Annotated in this window: 5 protein-coding genes and 1 pseudogene; 1 reads left to right on the forward strand and 5 read right to left on the reverse strand. The window is 67.8% G+C overall.

Annotated elements, in window-relative coordinates:
- Positions 1-1,027 (forward strand): tetratricopeptide repeat protein (locus GJ693_RS13190; RefSeq protein WP_156256750.1); only part of this gene is annotated, 1,027 nt, incomplete at its 5' end.
- Between the two features lie 118 nt (positions 1,028-1,145).
- Here the strand turns inward: GJ693_RS13190 and bfr are convergent.
- From bfr to GJ693_RS13215, 5 genes and pseudogenes are all read right to left on the reverse strand, one after another.
- The gene (gene bfr / locus GJ693_RS13195; RefSeq protein ID WP_156256751.1) at positions 1,146-1,625 is read right to left on the reverse strand and encodes a bacterioferritin; all 480 of its coding nucleotides are present in this window, start codon (positions 1,623-1,625) and stop codon (positions 1,146-1,148) included.
- 133 nt (positions 1,626-1,758) lie between these two features.
- On the reverse strand, positions 1,759-1,932 hold the full coding sequence (locus tag GJ693_RS13200) for a (2Fe-2S)-binding protein (RefSeq protein WP_156256753.1): 174 nt from the start codon (positions 1,930-1,932) through the stop codon (positions 1,759-1,761).
- A 108-nt stretch (positions 1,933-2,040) separates the two neighbouring features.
- The gene (locus tag GJ693_RS13205; protein WP_156256752.1) at positions 2,041-3,663 is read right to left on the reverse strand and encodes a DUF389 domain-containing protein; all 1,623 of its coding nucleotides are present in this window, start codon (positions 3,661-3,663) and stop codon (positions 2,041-2,043) included.
- A gap of 23 nt (positions 3,664-3,686) precedes the next feature.
- Positions 3,687-4,952, reverse strand: a complete 1,266-nt coding sequence (locus GJ693_RS13210; protein WP_235902897.1) for a cation:proton antiporter — start codon at positions 4,950-4,952, stop codon at positions 3,687-3,689.
- A 73-nt stretch (positions 4,953-5,025) separates the two neighbouring features.
- Positions 5,026-5,796 (reverse strand): annotated as a pseudogene (locus tag GJ693_RS13215) (DNA mismatch repair endonuclease MutL); the annotation flags it as partial.

The following is a 5,796-nucleotide window of genomic DNA, read 5'->3' on the forward strand; positions in this document are numbered from 1 at the left end:
GTCGCCCGCCGTTGGCAAGGCGCTGAACGCCGCCACGGCCGCCGCCAAGTCGCGCAACGCCGCCGGTGTCGCCGCCGCCATCAGCCAGGCCCGCGCCGCCGCCAACACGGCCGAGGAAAAGCAGAAGACCGCCCAGATGGCCGGCTATGCCTTCACCGCCGTCGGCCGCTATGCCGAAGCCGCGGCCGCGCTGCAGGAAGTCGGCGCGCCGTGCAACCAGCTGGCGCCGCTCTATTATCGTGCCGGCCAGATGGACAAGGCAATCAGCATCGCCAAGGGCTGCGGCGGCGAAGCCAGCCAGATCCTGGTCGCCCAGGCCTACACCCGCCAGGGCAACCACAAGGCCGCCATCGCGGCCTACAACAAGCTGATCGCGTCCAACGGCGCCAAGTCCGTCTATCTCGAGAATCTGGCCGGCGCCCAATACAAGTCGGGCGACAAGGCCGGCTATCTCGCCACCACCACCCGCCTGATCAAGGTCGATGCCTCGCCGGCGCGCTGGAAGACGCTGCTCACCAACTTCCAGCAGAACAACATGCGCTCGGAAGCTAAGCTGGCGCTCTATCACCTGATGCTGACCACCGGCTCGCTCGACCGCCCGGCCGATTATCAGGATTTTGCCCGCCTCGCCCTGCTCGCCGGCCAGGCCGCCGTTGCCAAGGCCGCGCTCGACAAGGCCGGCGGTGGCAGCGATTCGATGAGCCAGAAGCTGGCAGCCGCCGCTGCCGCCGCGGTGTCGAAGGAAGGCGCCGAGGCCGTGAAGCTGTCGGCCACGCCGGCCACCGCCTTCAAGGGCGGCAACGCCTGGCTGGGCATCAACGATTACGCCAAGGCCATCGCCGCCTATGACAAGGCCATCGCCGCCAACGGCCTGGATGCCGATTATGCCCGCGTGTTCAAGGGCATCGCGCAGGTGAAGGCCGGCCAGAAGGCCGCCGGCATCGCCACCTTCAAGGCCGTGAACGACAAGAGCGGCATGAAGGACATCGCCGATCTGTGGAGCCTTTACGCGTCCAGCCGCGGCTGAGCTTTCGCGCCAGACCAAAAAGGGCCGCCGTGGCATCCCACGGCGGCCCTTATTCTTGTCCCCTCTCCCATCTGGGGAGAGGGTCGACTCGCCAACGGCGAGCGGGGTGAGGGTAGCCCTATTCCCCCGCCGGCCGCGATTGCAGCTGGATATAATTGGCCAGGCCCATCTGCTTGATCATTTCCTGCTGCGTCTCGATGAAGTCGACATGCTCCTCCTCGGCGCTGAGGATCTCGGCAAACAGGTCGCGGCTGGCGAAATCGCGCACCGCCTCGCAATGCTGGATGGCGTCCTTCAACAGCGCGATGGCCTCGAACTCCAGCTCGAGATCGGCCTGCAGAACCTCTTCCACCGTCTCGCCGATGCGCAGCCGATTGAGCGCCTGCATGCCGGGCAGGCCTTCCAGGAAGAAGATCCGCTCCATCAGTCTGTCGGCGTGCTTCATCTCGTCGATGGATTCGTGCCGCTCGTAATCGGCGAGCTTCTTGATGCCCAGATTGTCGAGCAGGCGATAATGCAGCCAATATTGGTTGACCGCCGTCAGCTCACCCTTGAGCACGGCGTTCAGAAATTCGATCACCTTGGCGTCACCGCGCATGGTCAGTCTCCCTTATAGAGGACCGCCATGGCCGCATTCGTGCCCAAAGTCAAGAAAAGCCGTTTATTTTCTGATACTTAATACTGATATGCACTTGCAATATCAATGGCTTGCCCGCTCAGGTGCCAAAGGTTCAGGTGCACGCGTGCGCGTTTTCCACCACTTCCTTGGCGAACGGCAGGCACTGGCCGCACTTGGGCTTGCAGCCGAGCTGCGCAAAGGCGGCCTTGGGGCACGACTTGCCCGCGACGCGCGCGGCCTCGCGCACATCCCGTTCCTTCAGCGCATTGCAGACACAGACGATCACGGGCTTTCCTGCGATTCGAACGACGTTGTTGCGAATCAATAGCAGCAGTCGCGCAGCTTTTGCAAGTGGCTCGCAATAGCGACAGCGCGGGGCAGCAAGGGCAACCGGTCAGCGTGTTTCGGGCGGCGGCGCAGCGCCGGCACCGCGCTGGGCCGGAGGTGGCCCGAACGGCTGCAGCACCGGCGGACCATCGCCGTCTTCGATCGTCAACCGCACCGCCAGTTGCGCCGCAGCAAGGCGGGCCAGCAGCGGGCCAAAACGCGCCCGCGCCTCCTCATCGGTCCCGCTGCCGCGCCCCACGCTGAGCGCCACGCTGTTGAGGCCCCAGCGCTGCACCGCCCACAAAGCCAGCTCAGGGCTGATGCCGTCGCCTTCGCCATCGGCCTTGATCGGCAGCTGCGGCTGCGCCGGCGGCACGATGCGGACCTGCCACACGCCGGCGGCGGCGGCGGCCAGGCTTTCGGCGTCGCGATAATCGGCCAGGGTCCAGCCGGGTGCCGGCACCGGCACCAGCCAGGCAACATGTTCGGAGCGGTTGGTCCACACCGTCTGCACCGGAATGCCCAGCGCGGCGCGCAGCGCCTCGAACGGCGGCACGTCGCTGGTGATGCCGGCCACGGTGCGTTGCAGGGCCGTGTCCACCATGGCGCGCGTCTGGGACTGGGTGTCGGCCGCCACGATCTGCTGCACCGACACCTCGGGCTTGATGCCCAGCGCCTGCCCCAGCCGGCGCGTCACCTCGGCCTGCGCGTCAGCGCGGAAGCGCGGCGCCACCACCACCGCATCAACCGTCGGGTGGCCATTCAGCGGCCATTTGACGTCGATCTGCGCGATGGCGAGCGGCTTGATCCCCAGCACCGCGGCAATGGCCTCGCGGGCGCGGGTGCGGGCCGTGGCCTCGTGGGTGACACGCAGCAGCGTCAGCCCCAGTGGCGTCGCCAGCGCCAGGAAGGCCAGCACGCTGAAGAACACGGCATCGCGGTTCAGCTCCACTTCGGCAAAAGGCTTGGCCGAGCCGCTGAGCCGCGCGATCACCCCGATGGCCAGCGCAATCGCGGCAAGGTTGGTGAGGAACAGCAGGAACGCCCCGCCGGCATAATCGAACCGGCCAACGCCCAGCCCATAGCCGACGACGGCGAGCGGCGGCATCAGCGCGGTGGCAATCGCCACGCCGATGGCCGTGGCGCCCTTGTCCCGCACGATGGCATAGCCGCCGGCCATGCCCGACAGCAGCGCCACCGCCAGATCGAGCAGCGTCGGTTCGGTGCGGGCCAGGATTTCCGGCGTGGCGTTGCGGATCGGGCTGATCCAGGTGAGCAGGGCGCCGATGGTGATGCCAATGACGGCACCGATCGCCACCACGCGCGCCGCTTCGCCGATGCGCTTGCCATCCAGCGAGGCAAAGGCAAAGCCCAGCGCCACGATCGGCGTCATCAGCGGCGAGACCAGCATGGCGCCAATCACCACCGCGGTGGACGATTGCAGCAGGCCCAGCGCCGCGATGCCGGCCGACAGCCCGCACATCAGCATGAAGCCCACCGACAGCGTGCCTTCGGCATAGACCTTGTGGCGCAGCGCGTCGCCGGCTTCGCCCGTCAGGTTGGGGATCAGCGCCAGGTTGGCGGTGCGCTCGCGCAAATGGTGCAGCCGCTGGCGCAGGCCATTCACCATGGCCACGGTCTGCTCCGGCACGCTGGCGGCGGCGGGGGATTCAGGATCGCCTTGGTCCATCACGTGGCTCCCCTCTGGCCGTTTCAGCCCGGTGTTGCCGGGCGGTTCAGATGCGCGATCAGTCCGCTGATGCTGGCGCCCTGCACGATGACGGCAAACAGCACCACGACATAGGTGGTGGCAAGGATGGTGGTGCGGATCGCGCCTTCCGGCAACGACAGGGCCAGCGCGATCGAGATGCCGCCGCGCAGGCCGCCCCACACCAGCACCGGCATGGCCAACGGCCCCAGGCTGAGCAAAGGGCGCATCGCGACCAGCGGCGCGCCGACCGCCAGGATGCGCGCGGCCAGCACCAGCGGAACCGCCGCCAGCCCGATCAGCAGCAGGCGCGGTTCCTGCGCGATGGCAATGACCTCCAGACCGATCAGCAGGAACAGCACCGCGTTCAAGATCTCGTCGATCAGCGCCCAGAACTTGATCAGATAATCGCGGGTCACATCGCTCATGGCCTGGACGACGCCGGCGTTGCCGATCAACAGGCCGGCCACCGCCATCGCCACCGGCCCGCTGACATGGACGACATGCGCCAGGCTGTAGCCGCCCATGACCACCGCCAGGCTGATCATCACCTCGACATTATATTCATCGATGCTGCGCATGGCGCGAAATGCCAGCCAGCCGATGCCAAGGCCCAGCAGCACCCCACCGCCGGCTTCCTGCAGGAAATGCCGGCCCGCCTCGGCCAGCGACAGCGCCTCGCCACTGCTGGCCGCGCCGAGCAGGATGACGAAGACGACGACCCCCACCCCATCGTTGAACAGGCTTTCGCCCGCCACCGTGGCCTGCAGCGTGGGCGGCACCGCGGCGCGCTTGAGCACGGCCATCACCGCCACCGGATCGGTGGGGCTGATCAGCGCGCCGAACACCAGGCACCACAGGATCGGCAGCGCGATGCCGAACAGGCCGAGCAGCCACTGGAAGCCATAGCCGACGATGGCGGTGGACAGCAGCACGCCCACGGTGCTGAGCACCAGGATCGGCCAGCGGCCGCGGCGCATCTCGGTCCAGTCCACGTGAAGGGCGCCGGCAAACAGCAGGAAGGACAACATGCCGTCCATCAGCGTTTCGTGAAAATCGATGCCATTGAGAAACGCGTTGAGCTGGGGTGCCAGCATGCTGCCACCCAGCCGGTCGATCAGGATGACCAGCAGCGACGCCACCGCGCCCATCAGGGTCAGCCCCACCGACGACGGCAGCCGCAGGACGCGGTGATTGAGATAGCCCAGCGTCGCCGCCAGCACGATCAGAATGGCTGCAGCGTCGAAAGCGCCGAGGGAGGTCATGCTCATCCCGTTGTGAATGCGGGTTGCGGGGCCTGTTGGCAACCGCCTTGCCGGCGAGCCATTGCCGCGCCGGCCGGGCTCAGCGCCGGCCGAAGAGTTTCTCGATATCGGTCTTGGCCAGCCGCACCCACGTGGGCCGGCCGTGGTTGCACTGGCCAGAGTGCGGGGTGACTTCCATCTCGCGCAGCAGCGCGTTCATTTCGGGAATCGAGAGGGTACGCCCGGCGCGGACGCTGCCATGGCAGGCCATGGTGGCGGCGACGCCGTCGAGCCGCTCCTTCAGCGACAGGGCGCGACCGAAGGCGGACAGATCATCGGCGAGATCGGTGATCAGGCCCTTGACGTCGCAGGGGCCAAGCAGCGCCGGTGTGGCGCGGACCAGGATGGCCGTGGGGCCGAAGGCTTCGACTTCGAGGCCAAGCTCGGCCAGCTCGTCAGCCCGATCGGCGACCCGGCCGGCGCCGACATCGTCCAGCTCCACCACCTCCGGCACCAGCAGCGCCTGGGACGCGACAGCGCCGCCGGCCAGCGCCCGGTTCATGCGTTCAAGCGTCAGCCGTTCATGGGCGGCGTGCTGGTCGACGATGATCAGCGCATCATCGGTTTCCGCGACAATATAGGTGGCAGCGACCTGGCCGCGCGCGGCGCCGAGCGGGAAATGCTGCGGCGATGGCGCCGGTTCCGGCGTCGGCTGCGTGCGCGCAAAAGCCGGCGGCAATTGGCCGAACAGTGACGCCGTTTCAGCGACTCCGGCGGCGATCGGCGCTGCGGCCAGCCCCGGCCCACCGCGCGGCATTTCCGTCCACCCGCCGGACACCGCGGCCACCGGTTCGGCCACGAAGGCCGCCAG

Source organism: Sandarakinorhabdus oryzae (assembly GCF_009733735.1).
Classification (GTDB): domain Bacteria; phylum Pseudomonadota; class Alphaproteobacteria; order Sphingomonadales; family Sphingomonadaceae; genus Sandarakinorhabdus; species Sandarakinorhabdus oryzae.